Here is a 3,006-nt window from a genome sequence, read left to right on the forward strand (position 1 = left end):
GGCGTCCGAGCTGCCTGTTCTTCGAACAGCTCGTGAATCGTCTTCTCACGCGGGTAATCCGTTCTTGTATCATTGAACTGCTGCAAGATTAGCAATTTTTCTTCTGTAGTTATCAGTTCCAAATCATCCACTACAGCGCGTGGATTGGCTGTAATTTGCATCAGCATATGACAGAGATGTTCGCGAATCCGCCGGATATCCGACTCGTCGAATTTAAGTGCATTGTAGGAAATGCGTATGTGAATGTCCTCGCCCGGCATGATAATCAAATTGAAGTCATAGTTCGTTTGCTCGGTCGATTGTACGTTCGAAATTGAAAAACCGAACTCTTTGCCGACTTGCTCCACTTCTTGTTCCACAGGATAGTTCTCGAACGCTACAATATGGCTGATTAGCTCCTGCTTCTGGTCAACTAAATTCTGAATCTCATACAGCGGATAGGTCTCGAATTTGTTGGATGCAAGAGCTTGCTCCTGAACCTTTCTCATCAGTTCTACGAATGTTTCCCCAGCTTCGGAGCGGACACGAACCGGTATCGTATTGATAAACAATCCGATCATATTCTCCACACCAGCGATATCTGCAGGTCTTCCCGACACGACACTGCCGAAGACGATGTCGCGATTATGGTTGTACTGCTGCAGCATGACACCCCAGACCGTTTGAATCAACGTATTGACAGTCACCTGATTTTGTCTGGTTGCCCGTTCAATTAGGCTCGTCAGCGGTTTACCGAGGTCGAAGTCTGCTCTTGCGGATACATATCCTTCTGTTTTTCCTGTTTGCGCTCGTCCACTCGGGAGAAGCGTATGTTGATCATATGCCTGCAAATAATTTTTCCAGAACGTTGACGCTTCTTCAGGACTTTGTTGGTCGAGCCACTCGATGTAACGGCTGTAAGAAGCAGCCTGCGAAAACTGGACTTTCCCTTGCTGACAAATCGTATAGTAGTTGTCGAATACTTCTTTCGTCATCAGCGACATGCACCAGCCGTCCATCAGCATATGATGGAAGCTCCAGATGAACCGGTAGTTTTCTTCGCCAGTACGCAGGATTGCCACGCGCATTAACGTATCCTGACTGAGATCAAACCCTTGTTCCTTATCTTTTCGTGCAAATTCTTCTACATATCGCTTGCAGTCCGCTTCTTTCAACTTGCGCAAATCTTCGAACTGCAGATCGCTCTTGCGGTTGCGGAACACCACCTGCACTGGCTCATCAATCGCTTCCCTGCACACATTCGTTCGCAGCGCTTCATGCCTTTGGACTAACAGATCCAGACTTTGGCCGAAAGCTTCAACGTCGAAACTTCCTGTTAAGTCGAACGTCGATTGCTCAAAATAGGCGCCAAGCTGCGGGTCCATCAAGCTGTGAAACAGCATTCCCTTCTGCATCGGCGTGAGCGCGTACACATTCTCGACTTCGCCGATCGGCGAAGTCTGCTCCACAAGCCGATCCAGCTCCTCAATCGCCAGTCCTTTCAAGGAAACGTCGCTAGGCGTTAGTTCCTGCCGGTCATTCGCTACACAATGCTCGATGACTTGCTTCAGACTTGTCTTCATCAGCTGAGCGAACCGCTCCATCGTCTCAGCTCGATACGCTTCGCTGCTGTAACGAATGATGAATTGCAAGGTTCCCTGCGTAATAATACCGTTAATATCAAGTGTGTGTTCCAAAAATGCGTTGCCGCTAACGTGGTGACCTTCGGAATATGGTGACTTGGCCAAACCGCTGTGGGCATAGTCTTGGTCAAATTGCCCCATATAGTTAAAGCTGATTTCCGGCGAAACGGTAAACCCGGCCGTATCCGATGCAGTGGATAAATACCTCAGTATGCCGTAACCGATCCCCTTCTGTGGAATTTGGCGCAGATCTTCTTTTATTTGCTTAATTTGCCTTGATAGCTGGTGGGATTCATTCGTCTCAAGGACGACCGGGAACATGCTGGTAAACCATCCTACTGTTCGGCTGATATCCACATCAGGAATAATAGACTCCCTGCCGTGGCCTTCCAGATTGACGAGTACTTGGTCCAACCCTGTCCAGGCTTGAACCGCCAGTCCCAGTGCCGTCAGAAGCAGATCATTCATTTCCGTATGGTAGGCGCGATGTGCCAGCTTCAGCAGTTGTTCTGTCTCCAGCTCTGTCCATTCTACGATAACAAGCTTGCTGTCTTTCAGCTTCGTTTTGCCCTTGTCTACTTCAGCATCTTTCGGTAGCGAAGCAAATTCTATTTGTTCAATTCGCTCCCAGTATCGCCGCTCGTCTTCCATCTCTTGACTGTTCGCAAACTGTGAGAGCTTGTCCGCCCACAACTGGAACGAATCCGTCTTCTGCGGCAGGCGAATCGCCGCTCCGTTCACGGCTTGTTCGTAACCTGCCGCAAGGTCCTCGATAATAATGCGCCAAGATACCCCATCTACCGCCGCATGGTGAGTCACGATCAGCAAATGATCTCCGTCCGCGCAGCGGAACAGACCCAACTTGACTAACGGCCCCTCTTCCAGGTTGATGCTGGCTTGAATCTGATTGGCTTGATCTTCGATCACGCCGGCAGGATCGGCCTCGCTCTGCAGATCGATCACTTCCAAACTGAACAGCTGGCCTTCGCTCACGCTTCGGTTCAACAGTTCGCAACCTTGCTGGTTCCTGCGAATGACCAAACGCAGCGCATCATGATGTTCGACAATCTTCGTTATCGTTTTGCGCAGCGCAGCTTCTTCGAAGCCTTGCTCCCGATAGAACATCATCGCTTGATTATAGTGATGCGCATCGTCATGCCGCTGCTCGAAGAAAGCATGCAGGATCGGCGTCTGCCTCACCGTTCCGACAACCTCGCCTTGATCGGAGATTTTGCTGGCCAATCGTATTTTCGAGCTTAGTTCTGCTACTGTTGGATACTGGAATAAGTCTTTCATGTCCAGCTTATAACCGGCTTGCAGAAGTCTGGAGGAAACCTGAAGCGCTTTGATCGAATCGCCGCCAAGCTCGAAGAAATTGTCCCAA

1 protein-coding gene is annotated in these 3,006 nt (G+C 49.6%); it reads right to left on the bottom strand.

The annotated features are described in order from the left end of the window. On the bottom strand, nt 1–3,006 hold a 3,006-nt coding region (locus tag ABRS97_RS27810), incomplete at both ends, for a condensation domain-containing protein (protein ID WP_367819420.1).

Source organism: Paenibacillus tabacirhizosphaerae (assembly GCF_040812395.1).
Classification (GTDB): Bacteria; Bacillota; Bacilli; order Paenibacillales; family NBRC-103111; genus Paenibacillus_E.